The organism is Novosphingobium sp. TK71 (assembly GCF_055361505.1).
Window position 1 is genome coordinate 2,008,744 of the sequence record NZ_CM143962.1, and the last position, 16,243, is coordinate 2,024,986.

Annotated in this window: 13 protein-coding genes; 9 read left to right on the forward strand and 4 right to left on the reverse strand. The window is 60.0% G+C overall.

Annotation, left to right across the window (positions count from 1 at the left end; all coding sequences use genetic code 11):
* Nucleotides 1-48: 48 nt before the first annotated feature.
* Both ACXJ16_RS09240 and ACXJ16_RS09245 read right to left on the reverse strand, forming a co-directional pair.
* Nucleotides 49-621, reverse strand: coding sequence for an acyltransferase (locus ACXJ16_RS09240; RefSeq protein WP_292636229.1), 573 nt, complete (start codon nt 619-621; stop codon nt 49-51).
* Nucleotides 622-722: 101 nt separating this feature from the next.
* Nucleotides 723-2,174, reverse strand: coding sequence for a TolC family protein (locus ACXJ16_RS09245; protein WP_324698421.1), 1,452 nt, complete (start codon nt 2,172-2,174; stop codon nt 723-725).
* A gap of 291 nt (nt 2,175-2,465) precedes the next feature.
* Here ACXJ16_RS09245 and ACXJ16_RS09250 point away from each other — a divergent pair, with 291 nt between their 5' ends.
* Both ACXJ16_RS09250 and ACXJ16_RS09255 read left to right on the forward strand, forming a co-directional pair.
* On the forward strand, nt 2,466-4,307 hold the full coding sequence (locus ACXJ16_RS09250) for a type I secretion system permease/ATPase (RefSeq protein WP_324698419.1): 1,842 nt from the start codon (nt 2,466-2,468) through the stop codon (nt 4,305-4,307).
* Nucleotides 4,304-5,665: an HlyD family type I secretion periplasmic adaptor subunit gene (locus ACXJ16_RS09255; RefSeq protein ID WP_443478133.1), complete on the forward strand. Its 1,362-nt coding sequence runs from the start codon at nt 4,304-4,306 to the stop codon at nt 5,663-5,665. The genes ACXJ16_RS09250 and ACXJ16_RS09255 overlap by 4 nt, the downstream gene beginning before the upstream one ends.
* Before the next feature lie 68 nt (nt 5,666-5,733).
* On the opposite strand, the gene ACXJ16_RS09260 is transcribed toward ACXJ16_RS09255, so the two are convergent.
* Nucleotides 5,734-5,913 (reverse strand): hypothetical protein, encoded by a 180-nt coding sequence (locus ACXJ16_RS09260; protein ID WP_324698415.1) that lies wholly within the window; start codon nt 5,911-5,913, stop codon nt 5,734-5,736.
* Between the two features lie 55 nt (nt 5,914-5,968).
* Here ACXJ16_RS09260 and ACXJ16_RS09265 point away from each other — a divergent pair, with 55 nt between their 5' ends.
* From ACXJ16_RS09265 to ACXJ16_RS09285, 5 genes are read left to right on the forward strand one after another with little or no spacing between them, the layout of a single operon-like run.
* Nucleotides 5,969-7,153: an outer membrane beta-barrel protein gene (locus ACXJ16_RS09265; protein ID WP_443486840.1), complete on the forward strand. Its 1,185-nt coding sequence runs from the start codon at nt 5,969-5,971 to the stop codon at nt 7,151-7,153.
* A gap of 28 nt (nt 7,154-7,181) precedes the next feature.
* On the forward strand, nt 7,182-9,413 hold the full coding sequence (locus ACXJ16_RS09270; protein WP_324698409.1) for a GumC family protein: 2,232 nt from the start codon (nt 7,182-7,184) through the stop codon (nt 9,411-9,413).
* Entirely contained in the window at nt 9,410-10,534 is a 1,125-nt protein-coding gene (locus tag ACXJ16_RS09275) for a glycosyltransferase (RefSeq protein WP_324698407.1), read from the forward strand. The genes ACXJ16_RS09270 and ACXJ16_RS09275 overlap by 4 nt, the downstream gene beginning before the upstream one ends.
* A 29-nt stretch (nt 10,535-10,563) precedes the next feature.
* The gene (locus ACXJ16_RS09280; RefSeq protein WP_324698405.1) at nt 10,564-11,112 is read left to right on the forward strand and encodes a polysaccharide biosynthesis/export family protein; all 549 of its coding nucleotides are present in this window, start codon (nt 10,564-10,566) and stop codon (nt 11,110-11,112) included.
* A gap of 25 nt (nt 11,113-11,137) precedes the next feature.
* Nucleotides 11,138-12,355: a glycosyltransferase family 4 protein gene (locus ACXJ16_RS09285; RefSeq protein ID WP_324698403.1), complete on the forward strand. Its 1,218-nt coding sequence runs from the start codon at nt 11,138-11,140 to the stop codon at nt 12,353-12,355.
* 83 nt (nt 12,356-12,438) lie between these two features.
* Here ACXJ16_RS09285 and ACXJ16_RS09290 read toward each other — a convergent pair whose 3' ends face one another.
* Nucleotides 12,439-13,116: a sugar transferase gene (locus ACXJ16_RS09290; RefSeq protein ID WP_443478131.1), complete on the reverse strand. Its 678-nt coding sequence runs from the start codon at nt 13,114-13,116 to the stop codon at nt 12,439-12,441.
* A 774-nt stretch (nt 13,117-13,890) separates the two neighbouring features.
* Between ACXJ16_RS09290 and ACXJ16_RS09295 the strand changes: the two genes are divergently transcribed.
* Together ACXJ16_RS09295 and ACXJ16_RS09300 are read left to right on the forward strand one after the other, a co-directional pair.
* The gene (locus ACXJ16_RS09295; protein WP_324698399.1) at nt 13,891-15,357 is read left to right on the forward strand and encodes an oligosaccharide flippase family protein; all 1,467 of its coding nucleotides are present in this window, start codon (nt 13,891-13,893) and stop codon (nt 15,355-15,357) included.
* A 28-nt stretch (nt 15,358-15,385) separates the two neighbouring features.
* The gene (locus ACXJ16_RS09300) at nt 15,386-16,243 is read left to right on the forward strand and encodes a hypothetical protein (RefSeq protein WP_054440112.1); all 858 of its coding nucleotides are present in this window, start codon (nt 15,386-15,388) and stop codon (nt 16,241-16,243) included.

Below are 16,243 nucleotides of genomic sequence, written 5' to 3' on the forward strand. Positions count from 1 at the left end.
CTTCATCATGCCGGCCATACGCGCGGCAGTTAGAGCGCCGACGGCCGCTCAAGGTTGCTCGTCCACATGGCGCAGGAATCTGGCGGGAACGCCGCCCACCACGACTTTGGCAGCCACATCCCGCGTGACGACCGCGCCCGCCGCCACCACCGCGCCCCGCCCGATCGTGACGCCGGGCAGGATTATCGCGCCCGCACCGATCCATACGTGATCCTCGACCACGATCGGCGCCGTTACGGGGGCACGGCTCCGCCCCGGCGCGAAGTCCAGTTCGTGCGATCCGGTCTCGAAGGAAACGTTGGGCGCGATCTGCGCAAATTTCCCGATGGTGATCCCACCGCCCGCACCGAAGCGGACATTGGTGTTGAGAAAAGTGCGCGTCCCGATCACGATCATTTTCCCGGCCCCGGGCGGCATGACCGTGACCGGGCCCATGACGATGACTTTTCCCGAGAGTTTGAGCCCTGCAAGCTTCAAGGCGAAATATCGCGCCTTGGTACCGACCTTGCCCCGCGAAAAGTGGTTCGCAAGCCATACGAAGAACGCTTCCCGCATCATGACCCTCACATGGTTGCTGGCCGGGCGGAACGCCCGCCGAACGGCGCGTAGAGTGGCGGCCATCGCGGCGCGCGCTCAAGGCGGGGTGCATCCATTTCCGCTGCAAAACAGACCTTCGCCATTTCGTGCACCAGCTTCGAGAGCGAAGTGCCGCACCGCGGCGGCTACGGCGCGGCAGGGTCGCGATCCGCCGCGCTCGACACCGGTTGCAGCGGCGATCCGGTTTCGACCGCCCAGTCGAAGTCGGTGGAATATTCGAGCTGGACCGGCGCGGCGGCGACCCTGTCATTCTTGATGAGGCGATCGACAGGTTCGAGGATCGGTCTCAGCGGAAGACCCGCCAACCCCGCAATCGCGTGTTTCCGCGAATTGGGATCGTAGGGCCGCTCGCGAGAGAACATGCCGATCTGGAGCAATCCCGCGTCGCGCAGGACTGAAACGGTCAGGACGTATGCCTCGGCGCGTGCCTGAACCGCCGCCGTGCGAGCAGACAGCAAGTCATTCGTGACGTCCAGAACGTCTCGCAAGGTTCGAATGCCCGAAGTCTCCTGGCGCTTTACACCGTCCACCGCCCGCTCCGCGGCTTCCACGGCAGCTTCGTAGCGCGGCAGGGATTCCCCCGCAGCCTTGAGAGAGGTCCAGTCGGACGCAAGCCTTTCGCGCATGTCTCGGCGCGCTTGTTCCACATACTGCTGATCGGCCTGGTTCCGGTCTTTGGCCTCCCGAAGACGGGACGACATCTGCCCGCCGGAATAGAGAGCCATCGTCAGGTTCACACCGGCGGACACCGCCTCTTCACGGTACGTATTCTGGTAAGGCGTGACCGGAACCCGCGCCGCGGAGGCGTAGGCCCGGACCTGCGGCAGCATGTCTGCGCGTGCTTCCGCCACTCTCGCCCGCGATGCCGCTTCGGTGAACTTCGACAGGGCCAGAGCCGGGCTGTGCGTTTCCGCTTCGACATAGAGTGTTTCGAGAACCGGCAGCGCCGGCAAGGCCGGTAGCGGCATGAGGTCTTCGGGATAGTGGCCGACGAGATTGCGATAGCGCGCCGCGCTCACCTCCACGTTGGCGCGAGAGGAAATCACGCGGCCCGCTGCGAGTTCGAGACGGTTCAGCGTCTGATCGAGGTCGGGCGCGGTGGAATCCCGCAGCCGATAGCGTGAGGCGGTAACGTTGCGCTGCTGCAGGAGGAGATCGTAAATCTCCACCGCGACGCCGTAGAGTTCCATGTCGCGGCGGAGCGAGACATAAGCGGCAACCACGTCCGCGATAACCTGCTGGCTGACGACGTCCAGACGGGCCCTTACCGCCATTTTGTTGGCAGCCGCGAAGTCAACACCCGCAGCCAGCCGTCCGGAAGTGAGCAGCGGCTGCGAGAGAAAAAGCGAGGCGCTCGTGGCGAAACCATCCTGTTCCGATGGCAGGATATACCCCCGGATGCGCGCAGACGTGTATTCATGCTGCGCACTGAGGCTCAACGTGGGACCATAAGCCGCCCGCGCCTGCACCTGCCCTTCGTCCGCCGCGCTGGCCAGATCGCGCGCGCCCTCAAGCGAAGGATTATTCCGATAGGCTGCACCAAGAGCGTCCTCAAGAGTATCTGCATGAGCCCTCACCCCCGAGCAGAGGCAAGCCAAAGCGCAAAGCACGCGAATTCTGATCGAATTCACTAAGTAATACCCCCTATATTACGCGGAACTTTTCGGAACGTGCCCGGCGGAAAGCGCCAAAACTGATGCATCGGCCCTAGTTCTCTACAACCCGCCCTGATCTAATGCAGCGCGAGATTGTTCCAGAGAGGACGTAATCATGCAGCTTCACACGCTTCTCGCGATCAAATCGGATCTATCCGGAAGATCGCTTCCGAGGGGCCTTCGTCGCTCTCCGAATTCAATAAGGACATTCCCGTGATCCTTGCCGTCCGGCTCTCTTCCGAACTGAAGACCGCGGTCGCTCCGCTCAGACGTACGCTCCTGCCGATCCTGTTGATCAGCAGTGTCTACAACGTGCTTCTGCTTGCCGGCTCGTTTTTCATGCTGCTTGTCTACGACGACGTTCTGCCCAGCCACAGCGTGCCCTCTCTCGTGAGCCTGCTGGTGCTGGTGATGATAGCCTATGGCTTCCAGGCCCTGCTCGACGTCACGCGGGGCCGGATCATGGTTCATGTCGGCTCGATGTTCATGCGGTCGGTCAGCACGCGAATTCTCGACCTTGTCTCCGAGTTCGAGCTGAACCGCGGCCCCATGCCGCAGGGCACCCAGATCGTCCGCGATGTCGAGACCGTGCGCGGCTACCTCTCCGGCCCCGGCCCGCTGGCGATCCTCGACCTGCCGTGGATCGTGGTCTACCTCCTGATTCTCAGCGTTTTCCACTGGAGCATCGGGCTGCTCTCGCTAATCGGCGTGGCAGCGCTGGTCGCGCTGATGCTGGTCAACAATCGCCTTACCGCGCCGCTCGCGCAGGCAACCGTGCGCGCATCGGCCAGCCGCAGCAATCTCGCCGAAACCACCCGCCGCAATGCCGAAACCATAAAGGCACTGGGCATGGCAAGCGCCAGGCGCATCCAGTGGTCTGCCGCCGAAGCGGACTACCTTCGCGCGAACGACCGCTTTTCCTACATATCCAGCACGATGAGCGGCCTGACAAAGGCCTTCCGGATGTTCCTCCAATCCGCGACCCTGGCGCTAGGCGCCTTCCTCGTGATCGAAGGAGAGGCAACCGGCGGCGTGATCATTGCCGGGTCCATCCTGTCCGCGCGCGCGCTCGCCCCTGTCGAACAGGTGATCGCCAACTGGAAAGGTCTCATTGCCAGCCGTCTCGCGCTCGGCCGCATGCGCGATATCATGGAAGCCATGCCCGACCGGGTGGAGCCGATGGGGCTGAATCGTCCCGGCCGCGAGCTCGACGTCAAGGCACTTTCCTCTGCCCCGCCCGGCACCCGCAGGGTGACGCTCGCGGACGTGACTTTCAAATTGCAGGCCGGAGATGCTCTTGCTGTCGTGGGCCGCAGCGGTTCAGGCAAAACGACACTGGCGCGGGTTCTCTGCGGTGTCTGGCCGATCCTGCGCGGAACGGTGCGCATGGACGGGGCCACGATCGACCAATGGTCTGCAGACGAGATTGCGCGGATCATTGGATATGTGCCGCAATCGATCGAACTTTTCGAAGGAACGATCGCACAGAACATCGCCCGCTTCCAGACACCGCCAGACCGGGATGCCATCCTGAAAGCCGCGCAAGCCGCTGACTGTCACGACCTGATAATTCGTCTCGAAAATGGATACGATCATCTCATCGGCCCTCAGGGCGGAGGGCTTTCAGCAGGCCAGCAACAGCGCATCGCGCTCGCAAGGGCTCTCTATCGCGATCCGTTCCTCGTCATCCTGGACGAACCGAACAGCAATCTGGATTACGATGGCGAAGTAGCCCTCGGTGCAGCGATAGGCCGCGTACGCGAGCGCGGCGGCATAGTCGTGGTCATCGCGCACCGTCCCAGCGTCATTGCCAACGTCAGCCACATTCTGGTGATGAACCAGGGCAAGGTCGAACGCTTCGAGACGCGCGAGGATTTCGAGAAACGCATCCGCCCGCCCGCACCGATCGCCAAACCCGGTCGGCCCACCGGGGAGAGAAGGCAGACAGGGAAAAGTGACGCAGCAACTCAACAGCCCTCAGGCACACAAGCGCGTGAACAAGCCATGGACGACGCCGGCGAGCGAACCGATATTCCTGCGGAGATCAGGGAATGAACCAAGCGGTAGATTTTCTGAAGCCAGCCGAGACGACATCCACACTTGCCGAACCTCCGCCACCTCCGGCGGACGACGCAGGCCTTTCCCGACTGCTCCGAAGAGGAATGATCTCGGTAGCCGTTCTGGTGCTGGGCTTTGGCGGGCTCATCGCATTCCTGCCCATGGCTGGTGCGATCATTTCACCGGGTGAAGTAACGGTCGAAACGCACGTGAAGGAAATTTCACACCCATTCGGCGGCGTAGCGGCTGAAATTCTGGTCAAGGATGGCGACACTGTCCGCAAGGGGCAACCGCTGATCCGGCTCGACAACACAGTTGCCGGGGCCGTTGCGGAGTACACAGGCCTGAACCTGGACCAGCTTGTTGCAAAGGCCGCCCGCCTGCGGGCAATCCAGGATGGCGCGGGCGACGTGACGTTCCCTGCGGAACTGGTCAGGAAAGCAACTCACGACCCGGGAACCAGAGCGGCGATAGAGGATGAGCGGCGCAGCTTCGCCCTCGCCCGCAACGCAAGGCTCGACCAGATTCGCCAACTCCAGGCCCGTATTGCCCAGACCCGCGCGGAAGTGGCGACATTCGCAAGCCAGTCCAGCGCTTATCACCGTCAGGCCGATCTCGTGAGGCAGGAGTTACAACAGACCCGCGAACTCTACGAAGGCCGCCTGACAACTCTCGATCGGCTCAATGCGCTCGAAAGATCGGCAGTCGGCGTGGACGCGCAGCGCTCGACGGCACAATCAGGCATCGTCGAAGCGAACGCGCGAATTGCCGAACTCGGCACCCAGATGGCACTCATAGGCAGTGGCGCTCGAAGCGAGGCGGCGCTGGAACTCGCTCAGGTACAAAGCGCGATTTCGAACCTGCGAAAGGAGGATGCCTCCGCCAGCGATCAGAACGACCGAACAGTGATCCGTGCACCGCAGGATGGCATCGTCGACAAGCTTCAGGTCAGGACCATAGGAAGCGTGGTCCGCCCTGGCGACACCCTGATGGAGATCGTGCCCTTGCGTGATCGCCTGGTCGTTCGCGCACATGTCCGTCTGATCGACATCGACAAAGTCTCGAAGGGCCAGCCGGCAAGGCTGCGCTTCACCGCCCTGAATGCGCGCACCACCCCTGAAATCAGAGGAACAGTCAGCCAGGTCGCGGCAGACCGAACCGTCGACACCGTCACTAATTCCGCCTTCTATCCTGCCACAATCACCATTTCGGACGCAGAGTTCAGGAAGCTCGGAAATGTGCGAATTTCCGTAGGCATGCCCGTGGAAACCTTCATTCGAACCGACCAGAGAACCATCCTGCAATATATTATTAGACCGCTTTCGGACCAATTTCAGCGCGCACTGCGCGAATAGCCGATGTAGTAAATAGACATATTCCCTAAGTCGGTCATCGGACCTTCCCGTTATTCCATACTTATTAATCAAAGAAACGGATCAACGGGCAGCGAACGCATCTGACTGCGCCGGAATAGTAACTGATTTTTCTCATCCTGCATCGCCTTGGCCGCAGCAACCTGCTTCGCGGCGCCCGGGCGCCTGCACGCAGCCGAGGCCTGATCGATGGTTCGTGACGCTATCAGAGGATTGTTGACGTCAGGCATCGTCCTGACGCCAGCCACCTCGTTCGCACAAACCGTTGGCGCAGGCACAACGATCGTGATCGCTCCGGAACTGGATCGCAATGACGTTGCCGGTGCCCGCATCGAACCGGAATACCAACCCCGGACAATCAGGCTCGGCCCGTTTCTTGCGCAGCCGGCCCTGTCGCTGGCATCGGCCTATGCCTCGAACGTCTTCAACAAGGCCGATGCGCGCACGGATGCGGTGGCGATGGTCATGCCCGCGCTTGAGTTGACGGCAGACACCACCCGGCACGAACTCAAGATGACGGCCGCCGGAACGATACGCAGATTCGCACGGTATCAGTCGGAAAACAGTGAAGAATGGGACGTAACTGGGAAGGGGCGCCTCAACCTGTCGCCCCGTCACGCGATCACCGCCACCGCCGATTACGCCCACCTCATCGAACCGCGCAGCAGCGCCGGCACGGCCGCAGATGCCAAAGAACCCGTGAACTATTCGCGCGCCACCGGCAAACTCGGGACCGATCTGGAGTTCGGGAACTTCAGGCTTTCGCCATCTGCAGGCTATCAACAGGTCCGCTATGCCAGCCTGCCGCTTAGTTCCGGGACCAGGATAGACCAGTCGTTTCGCGATGCCAGAACGCTTCAGGGCGAAGTACGGATCAGCTACGATTTCTCCGGCATGGTCGCGGCTTATGCGGCTGCCTCCTATGGTGCCATCCACTCGACCTCCGCGCCGGCGGATATCCGGCGCGATGCCCGCAACACTATGGCCATCGTCGGTCTCAAGGGAGCGCTGAGCCCCGTTGTCACGGGAGAAATCGGACTGGGCTATCAGTCGCGCAGTTTCGAACTGCCCATCTATCGCGACTTTGCCGGATTCACGTTCAGGGCCGACATGCAGTGGTTCGCAACGCCGCTGCTTACCTTGCGCGCGCAGGCCAACCGGATCTTCCAGAACAGCGGCGACCGCTCCGTAGCAGGCATCCTGACCGACACCTTCCAGGTCAGCGCCTACTACGATCCACTGCGCAACTTCAGGATCGCGGCAAGCACCGCTCTCGAACGGGGCCGCTACCGTGAGGTCGATACACGGACCACGCGCGGAATGGCCCGCCTCAACGCCCAATACCGCATGAACCGGGGCATCTCGCTGGGTGCCTACGTCTCGCTCCTTCACCAGGAGGTCCGGGGGACCCCGCTGGTGAGCGAGTTCACCGCCCTCAACGCGGGGATCGGCATCACCATCACGCCATGATCAGGCGAACTCGAAGGAGTGCTCAATTTTGAACCTTCCCGCGATCTATGAAGCGTCCGGAGCGGTCCCGCAGGTCATCGAAGGGTCCGAGAGCTATCGCTATTCGGACGACCAGATGACTGTGCGCTATCTGATGGCGATGCTGCGCAGGCGCAGGGAAGTGCTTGTGCTGACACTGGCCATCTGTGTGCTTCTCGCACTGCTGTGGACCACGGCGCTGCCCAAAACCTACCTTTCCACCGCCGACGTCGTCATGATCACGAAATCGACCCAGCTCGTTCCCCAGGACAAGGATTCAGACACTCCAGGGCCAGTCCGCTCCGAAGACGTGGAAACGCAGATCCAGTTGATCGCATCGCGCGAAATGGCCGCCCAGGTCCTGGAAACAACCGGCTTGTTGAAGGACCGCGTTTTCCTGTCTGATGTCATAGCCCCGCGTTCCTTCCTGGACAATTTCCTGGCCTCGTTGGGGATCGACCGCAGCGACGATACCGCGCTCGCCAAAACAGATCGCGCCGTGCTGATCGAAAGGGCCACGACCTATCTCCTGAAGCACCTCAATGTCGCGCGGGTAGGCGAGTCCTTCAACTTGCGCATCTCGTTCACCGATTCCAGCGCGGAGAGAACGACAAACGTCGCCAACGCATTCGCACGCCTCTATACGACGGACGACGCCCGCGAACTTGCCAGGACAAATGCCACTGCAGCCAAAGTCCTGAAGGCACGCGTCGATGAACTGCGCAAATCCGCGAACGAGGCTTTCGCGGCCGTGCAAGACTATCGCATTCGCAAAGGGCTGCTCAGTTCCGCCGCAACAAGCCTCACCGAGCAGGAAATCTCGACCTACAACCAGCAGATCGCCGAGGCCCGTGCAGAAGCCGCCCGCGACGCCGCTTCCCTATCCAGCGCACGCCGCCAATTGCAGAGAAGCGGCGCAAACGGAGTGGGCGAGGCTGTCAGTTCCCCTGTCGTCACGTCCCTTCGCGCGGAACGCGCCCAACTCGTCATCCGCGAACGGGACCTGTCGCAGCGCTACTTCGACAACAACCCGGACCTCGTGACCACTCGCCAGCAAATTGCCGATATCGACCGGCAGATCGCCACGGAAGTCACACGATCGATCAAGGCACTGGAAAGCCGCTCGGATTCGTCCGGAAAACGCCTGTCCTCCCTGCTGTCCAGCCGCAGCGGAACCCGCGCCCAGCTCAGCACCGACAATACCGCGCTGGTAGCTCTGGCAGACCTGGAAAAACGCGCAGACGCGACCCAGCTGCTCTACCAGTCCTATTTGCAACGTTACAATTCGGTCGTTGCCGAAAGCGGCTCGGAGCAGCCGAGCGCTCGCCTGGTATCCGCAGCGACTACGCCTCTGCTGCCGATTTCACCCAACCTGCCGCTCAACCTGGCACTTGGCTTCGTGGTCGGGCTTCTCGCAGGCGCAACGCTCGCGGTCGTCTCTGAGCTTTCCTACCGCGGCTTCACAACCCTGGACGATATCGAGAACCGCCTCGGCATCCGCGCACTGGGCTTCATTCCCTCGCATCGCTCCGTCGATCCCCATGCTGCTACGCCCCTCGATACCGTGCGAGACCATTCCGACGGCGCCTTTTCCGAAGCCTTGCGCAACGTAATCGTCTCGGTCCGCCAGTCCGGCCCTTCGAGCAGCAAGGTAATCGCCATCACTTCGGCACTGCCCGGCGAAGGCAAATCGACAATCGCCTCTTGCCTGGCCCGTTCGCTTGCCATGGCCAACGAGCGGGTCGTCGTGATCGACTGCGATGTCATCCGTGCGCAGTTGAGCAAACAGTTCGGCTTCATCAGCGGCGAACAGGGTCTCTACGAGGCGCTGCATTCGGAAAGCGGCGCAATCGCCCAGTACACGGATTCCGATTCCCCGATGCGCATCATCCCGATCACCCGCCCCTTCGCGAAGGGTGAGCGGTTGACCGAAAGAGGCCGCCTCAACCGCGTCATCGCCCGCCTTCGCGAAGACTTCGACATTATCGTGCTGGATTGTCCGCCCATTCTGCCCATCGCAGAATCCCGTGAAATCGTATCGCTGGCCGACCATGTCGTCCTTGTCGTCCATTGGCGCAAAACCGTCGATCGCGTGGCCAAGGCTGCGATCCGGCAATTGCCGATCCGTGCCATCAAAGGCCTCGGCATCGTCCTCAACAAGGTCGACATGAAGAAGCAGGTCCGCTTTGGGGGAAGCGACATCGCCAGCTTTTACAAGCACTATCGCGGCTATTACGCATGACGCGCGAAGGCCTCCCATTCAAGCGCGTGGCGCTGATCCACTATTGGCTGGTTTCGATGCGGGGTGGCGAGCGCGTGCTGGAGCGCCTCCTGGATCTGTTCCCTCACGCGGACATCTTCACGCACGTCTACGATCCGGCCAGGGTTTCGCAGAAAATAAGGTCTGCCAACGTCCGCCAGACATTCGTCGGCGCCCTCCCCGGTGCGCGGCGTCACTATCAGAAATATCTTCCTTTCATGCCCATGGCCTTGGAAGAACTTGATCTGCGCGGTTACGATCTCGTTATCAGCAGCGAATCCGGTCCAGCCAAGGGCGTCATCACCAGCCCTGACACACTTCACCTCTGTTATTGCCATTCCCCCATGCGTTACTTGTGGGATCATTATCAGGACTATAAAGCGTCGGCGGGGGCCGTCAGCCGCATAATGATGCCCGCGATGTTTCACCGGATGCGTCAGTGGGATGTCAGCTCTGCCAATCGCGTCGACACGCTGGTCGCGAACAGTTCGTTCGTTGCCCGCCGTATCCGGAAGGTATGGGGCCGGGAAGCGCGGGTTGTGCACCCCCCGGTCATGGTCGATGCCTTCACACCTTCCGGCCAGATTTCCGACCGCTACCTCTGGGCCAGCCAAATGACCCCCTACAAGCGGGCGGATATCGCCCTAGAAGCCTTCAATCGCCTTGGTGTACCCGCATTGATGGTTGGCGATGGCGAGATGTTCAAATTCATCTCTGCCAATGCCGGCCCGAACGTGGAAGTGCGCAAACGCCTGTCATTCCAGGAACTCAAGGAAGCCTACGCAACCTGCAGGGCTCTCGTGTTCACGCCTGAAGAGGACTTCGGCATCGTCCCCGTCGAAGCGAACGCCAGTGGCCGCCCGGTCATTGCCTATGGTCACGGCGGCGTCACAGACTCAATTCTGGACGGGAAAACCGGGCTGTTCTTTCAGGAACAGACCGTTTCCGCTCTCTGCGAAGCGCTGCAGCGTTTTGACCAGTGGCTGCCCACCTTCCAGCCTGAAGACGCCATTCACAACGCACGCCGTTTCGCGCCGGAAGTGTTCGACAACGGCATTCTGGACGCACTCCGGTCATACCGCCCCATTGGCGAGTTCGCCTGAAGCTGCGCCTTACGAGCCTAGGAGAAATCATGATGCTACGCGCGATCGCTCTCATCCTCGGCGTTTGCCTGACCGGATGCACAACGGCAGCTTCCAACGAATTGCCAAGCGTCAACGTCGTGCAATATCGCCTTGCCGCCGGGGATCGGATCAAGATCGAAGTCTTTCGCGAGAAAGATCTCTCGGGAGAATATGTCATAAACGACGAAGGCCTGATCGGGCTGCCTATGGTCGGCAATGTAACGGCTGCGGGGAAAACCCCTGCCGAACTGCGCGGCGAACTTACTCGCCTTTTCGGCACTGAATATGTCCGTGACGCGAAGATCACGCTCGACCTTGTCAGCTATCAGCCAATTTATATCCTTGGCGAAGTTCAGAAACCGGGAGAATATACATATTCCGAAGGCATGTCCTTATTCGCTTTGATCGCGAAAGCTGGCGGCTTCACCTATCGGGCCAATGAGAAAATGGTCTATATCCGCCATTCCCGAGAGGGCGCGGAACATTCCTATAAGCTCACAAGCGGAGCAGCGGTTCTTCCCGGCGACACGATCCGGATCGAACAACGCTTCTTCTGATATTCAGACCAAGGCCGCACCCTTTATGCCAGACAAGATCGAGCGCGTGGTTCTATTCCACGATTACAGCGAAGCGCTGGGTGGTGCTTCCTATCTTGTGCAGGTTCTGATCGAAGAACTCCGGAGCCGTGACGTACCCGTCACCTTCTTCGCGGGAGACACCGGCACGAATTTCGGCAGAGATGATGTCGAGTTCATCCCGCTGAACGGGAAGTCCCTGCTGGACCGCTCCACGATAGGCGCCTTGACGAAAGGCCTTTTCAATCCGCCATCACTATTCCGCGTGCGAGACTGGATACGGAAAAACGATACGCCGGGGACGATCTATCACGTTCATGGCTGGACGAAAATTTTGTCCCCCGCGGTGTTCGGCGCTCTTCGCGATGTGTCGCTGCGCGTGATTCTGCATGGACACGATTACTTCAACAGCTGCCCCAACGGAGCCTTTTTCAATTATGTGACCGAGCAGGACTGTTCGCTTACCCCACTTTCGGCGGCATGCCTCAGCTGTCGGTGCGATAAATCATCATACGCACACAAGCTCTGGCGCTCAGGCCGGGAGGCTGTCCGGCGAGTGCAAACGGTAGGTGCGAATGCTAATCGCATGTTACTGATCCACCCTGGCCAGGCCCGAAATTTCGCACTTGGTCACTGGCCTGCCGAAAAATTGGTCGCGGTGCGAAACCCCGTCACCCCCCTTGCACCCCAGCGCATCGAGGCGGAACGAAACAACGGGATCATCTACATTGGCCGGATTTCAGCCGAGAAAGGCGCCGATCTCGCTGCCAAGGCTGCTGCCATGGCAGGAATTCCAATTACGTTCGTGGGAGACGGCAGCGAAGTCGATCATGTGCGTGCAATAAATCCAGACGCGATCATGCTCGGTCGTCAGGATCGTGCAGGCGCAGCAAAGGCACTGTCTCGCGCCAAGCTTGCCGTAATGCCCAGTCGCTGGGCAGAGCCCTTCGGGCTGGTTGCGCTCGAAGCCATCGGATCAGGTGTGCCGGTCATTGTAAGCAACCGCGCGCTCGTTGCGCCCGAGATCGAGCGCGCCGGGTTTGGGCTTTCCGCTAATACTGCAAATCTGGAAGAATTCGCGCGTACCCTGCTGGACCTCCATGCCGACAATGCGCGGGTCAAACGCATGTCCACCCATGGGCACAAGAACTATCTCAATCTGTGCAACACACCAGAGAGCTGGGCGAATACAATCGTGAATCAATATGAACAGGCATTACTCTGAACATTAAAATCCACGCCACATTTCCTGTTCGCACAAAAAAGGGGCACAAAGCCCCTTCCCCCCACTTCCCTGAAGTGCGCAGCTCAATATGATCCTCGGGCAAACATGACTGCCGGGAGAGTTTTTAAAAGCAGCCATGCATCTAAAGCGAGACCTTTTCGTTCAACATAAGATACGTCCATGTCAACGCGCTGTTGATAGGATGTGTCGCTACGACCGCTTGTCTGCCATATTCCGGTTAGCCCCGGCCTGACCTGACAGTAGTATTCGAAATATGGGCCATATCGAAGAACTTCTTGTTCAACTATAGGGCGAGGCCCAACGATACTCATGTCTCCGGCCAGAACATTCAAAAGCTGCGGAAACTCATCAAGGCTCAATTTTCGCACGATTGCCCCAATGGGTGTCACGCGCGGGTCTCGGCGCAGTTTCCGGGTGCGTTCCCACTCGAAACGCGCTGCGAGATTGCTTTGCAGATGCTCCTTCAGGATCGCATCGCCATCAACCTTCATCGTGCGGAATTTAAGACAGCCGAAGTAGCGTCCGCGGCAGCCGATGCGGCGATGCCGGTAGAATATGGGGCCAGGATCACCGAGGTAAGTGACAATGGCCAGGACAATCAGGAAGGGCAGCATGAACATCAGGATTGCGCTGGCCACCAGTACATCAAAAAGCCGCCAGAGCATCGCTTCCCCAAAGTTGATCGACCTGGGTTGTGCAACAGAAGGGCGTGCATTGCTTGGCCGAAGACCGTCAGCCAAGTACACATCTTCCTGCAGACACAATGTGCGTAGTGCCGTTTCCGCCACTCAATCACTCCCTCTGACAACGCTCAGGAAGCCTGACGAGCATCCTTACTGCTTGGTTAATCAGAGCTATCACCCCCCTCTTCGCATCCGCAACATGATCTGGCTCCACTTTGGACGCGTAAAACAAAACCCGCCAAAATAGCGACATGATGGTCATTTCTGCGCAAAATCACGTAGTAAAAATCCGAGAATTAGGCACGTAAAAGCAGATTCTCGTCAACGACGGATTATTCGTTGCTCGCTGCGTAGATCGACAAGCGCTCCGCTCTCCGAGAAAGATCTGTGGTCAGCAACCTGCGCCGAATTCGTCGAATTCAACGTGCGTCCGCCTTGCAGATTGCCTGAAACCCGGCGACATCAATCGCCGAAACGACCAAAATACGTCGTTGATAAGCGAAAATGCGACCCACGAAACCGTGTGGTGCGCAATCGTAACTCCGAACAATCTTCATCCAACTTGGGGGGAGTTTCACGAACGGAAACTTCGCTTGATGATAGGGTTAACCCTCACCAGCGATCGGAATGGCTTTCAGAATCAAGTCGAAATCGCTGCACGCCCCGAAATCACGCAGGACTATTGTCAATTGAATCATCCTCATGACAGCCTCCCGCCCTCGACCGTTCAACGCGAGCCAAGTCGTGGCAGGATCGGGAACGTTCCCACATGAAGAGCCGCCAGCAAACGCGGGTGCAAGGTGCACGTTCACCCGATAGGGCCCCAGCGGCATGAGCGTTGCGGTTCTGAGACGCGCCAACCTTCGGATCGTTCGCAATCGCGGTGGGTTCGCCTTGTTCGCGTTTTCAGCCCGTGCGCTGGAACAAGTCTCGACCCTGGTCATAACGCTCCTCGCCGCGCGATTTCTGGAGCCAGCCGATTTTGGGGTGTTCAGCCTCGCGAACGTCTTCGTCATTCTCGTTCAGACGCTCACTTATACAGGAATATTCCAGTTCGTCCTCGTTGCGAAAGCGGAAGATTCGCTGGTCGTATCAACGTGCTTCTGGCTGATACTTGCGCTGGTCGGGGCAGCATCGCTGTTCCTGGCCGCTATCGCATTTCCCCTGGAGTGGCTTTTCGGCGCCAAAGAACTCGGCCTTGTTCTGCTGCTGCTCGCAATGGCACAGCCCGTCGCCTCGATCGTTGCCTGGTCTTCGGCGACATTGCTGCGGCGGCAGGCGGTAGCACTTAACTTCAAGTTCGTCTTCGTAGAGAACCTGGTTGCGCTGATCAGCGGCGCAATCTTGCTGTGGTACTGGCATTCGCTCTATGCCTTGGTCGCCGCGCGCTATGTGCGCATTCTGTTCGGCGCAGTGCTGTTCGTCGTGGCGGGCCGAACCTGGCCGATGTTCCAGTTCAGCATGGCTTTGGCGCGCAAGGCCACGGCCTTTTCCAGCAATCTCTATGGATCGCGCTTTCTGGCGTTTCTAGCGCGATATGCCGGCGATGTGATGCTCGGCCTGTTCCACTCGCCCGCCGATGTAGGGCTGTACCGTTTCGGCAATCGCATCGCTACCGGCGCAACTGACATTCTGACGCAGCCGATGAGCAACTTCGCCGCAACCCAATTCGGCAATTCCGCGCGTCAGGAGCAGGATCTGGCCGGACCGCTGGCCCGGTTCTCGGGCACCGTCGCCTTGCTGACGGGCATGGCGGGTGCCGTTATCATAGTTTTCGGACGAGACATCGTTTCCGCATTCTTCCAACCTTCCTATCTTGCCGCGCTGGTCGTCACTTATGCGATGAGCCTGCGCGGCGTGGCAGGTGCGGGCCAGTTACTGGTTGAACCCGCCTTCGCGGCGCTGGACCGGACGCACTGGGTCATGATGTTCAATCTGATCGCTGCCGCCCTGTCCGTGGCGGCGATCCTCATCGCCACACCTTTCGGCATCGCGGCGCTCGCATGGTCGCAAGCATTCGTGGTGCTTATCACCACGATCTGGGGCTTTCATCTCATTCGATGGAAAGGCCATGTGCGCGTCGGCCCCGCGGTCAGGAAATTCATCGCCGCCGGCGCACTCGGTCTGGCCTATTTCCTGATGCTTTACGCGCTGCGCCACTGTGGGTTCCTCATAATGTCCGCTCCCCCCATCACCACACTTGTCATCGGCCTCCTCGCTTCCGCGATGCTGGGACTCGTGTTCCTCGCCATGGCCTACCGGCTGCGCATTTTCAGCCTGGAGGTCTTTTCCGGTTAAATTCAGACCCTACGAAGGAGATGAAACCGTGCTCTATATCCAAGCTGCCCGCCTGGCATTCATCCACATTCCCAAGAACGCAGGCCAAAGCGTTCGCAATGCTCTGGCCCAATGCGATGCGCTGTGTTTTGCCGCGATGGCCACGGACCTCGGCGTCAACGAACCGGAAGCGGAGAGACTCATGGAGGCCGGCGTAACCGGCATGCCGGGGCTGGGCCGGGTCCAGCCAGAACATGTGCCGCTCGCCTTTCTCGAAAGGCACTTTCCGGCGACGTGGTCCACCCTGGTAGGTTCTCGCAGCTTCATCCTGGCGCGCCCTCCACGCGATCGCTTCTTTTCGGCGCTCTTGCAGCGTCTTCGAGAACATCGCGGGATGACAGCACTGCGCGCGGACGACCCCATATTGAAAGAGGAGGCACGGCATGTGTGTGACTGGCTCGATGCCCGGGGGCACTTCTGCGACATGGAATATATCCACTTCTCCCGCCAGTGTGACTATGCCGAGTTGGGCGGCGAACGCATCGTGACCAAGATTTTCCCGATCGACCGCATCGATGCCGCCGCGCTTTGGGTGAAGACAGAGACCGGCCTCACGATCGACATCCCGCACGATCATGCCCGGCACGAGCCGCGAAAATGGGCGGGTCCCATCCAGCCAGCGGCCCGTTTCGTTGGCCGCAAGCTGCTCCCCCCATCCCTGAAGCAGGCGATCTATCCTTTCTGGATGAAAAGCGGCGCCTTCGCCAAGGCCGCGAACCGCTACGGCTCAATCACATTGGGCGACGAAGTGGAACGGTTTATCGCCGAATATTACGCCCGCGACGAAACGCTTTACCGGGAAGCGAAGGACAACGCCGAAGCCTTCTGCAAACGCAAGGTAGCGTGA

Excerpts from the sequence above, each read along its gene's own strand:
- ACXJ16_RS09240 (WP_292636229.1), bottom strand. The coding sequence starts at position 621 with ATGGCCGCCACTCTACGCGCCGTTCGGCGGGCGTTCCGCCCGGCCAGC.
- ACXJ16_RS09255 (WP_443478133.1), top strand. The coding sequence starts at position 4,304 with ATGAACCAAGCGGTAGATTTTCTGAAGCCAGCCGAGACGACATCCACA.
- ACXJ16_RS09260 (WP_324698415.1), bottom strand. The coding sequence starts at position 5,913 with ATGCCTGACGTCAACAATCCTCTGATAGCGTCACGAACCATCGATCAG.
- ACXJ16_RS09275 (WP_324698407.1), top strand. The coding sequence starts at position 9,410 with ATGACGCGCGAAGGCCTCCCATTCAAGCGCGTGGCGCTGATCCACTAT.
- ACXJ16_RS09280 (WP_324698405.1), top strand. The coding sequence starts at position 10,564 with ATGATGCTACGCGCGATCGCTCTCATCCTCGGCGTTTGCCTGACCGGA.
- ACXJ16_RS09285 (WP_324698403.1), top strand. The coding sequence starts at position 11,138 with ATGCCAGACAAGATCGAGCGCGTGGTTCTATTCCACGATTACAGCGAA.
- ACXJ16_RS09295 (WP_324698399.1), top strand. The coding sequence starts at position 13,891 with ATGAGCGTTGCGGTTCTGAGACGCGCCAACCTTCGGATCGTTCGCAAT.